General features: G+C 52.9%; 1 protein-coding gene. It reads right to left on the bottom strand.

Annotated elements, in window-relative coordinates:
• Positions 1 to 138: 138 nt before the first annotated feature.
• The coding region (gene tssD / locus PsWM33_RS13060; RefSeq protein WP_153039943.1) for a type VI secretion system tube protein TssD at positions 139 to 397 on the bottom strand (259 nt) is incomplete at its 5' end.

Below are 397 nucleotides of genomic sequence, written 5' to 3'. Positions count from 1 at the left end.
TTGCCAGAGACAAACTGCATATTCCAACTCCGCAGATCACACCTAAATCAAAGACTGCCTGGTGTGTACTCACCCATAGGCAGTGTCCGGGCCAAAGCTGGCCCGGATCTGACTTCCAGTTCCGTCAAAAACGGAGACTTAAGCTGCAGGTGCGCGCCAGTCGTCAGCACCAGACGTGCCGGAGACTGTGTGCTCCCACATGATCTTGCGGTAAGACAGTTCAATGGTGATCAGCTGCGTGAAGTCAGCATTCTTCGGATCCTGACAATGTGGCAGGCCACACTCGATGTTGGTGATCAGCGCATCTTCAAAGGAGGTGGTGAAGAAATGCTCCTGCTTGCCGGAAGAATTAGTACGGTACCATTTGACTTCACACTTCGGCAGCATCTCACCGGAG

Source organism: Pseudovibrio sp. WM33 (genome assembly GCF_001623165.1).
In the GTDB taxonomy this organism is placed as follows: domain Bacteria; phylum Pseudomonadota; class Alphaproteobacteria; order Rhizobiales; family Stappiaceae; genus Pseudovibrio.
This window is presented reverse-complemented; position numbering and strand designations above follow the sequence as displayed.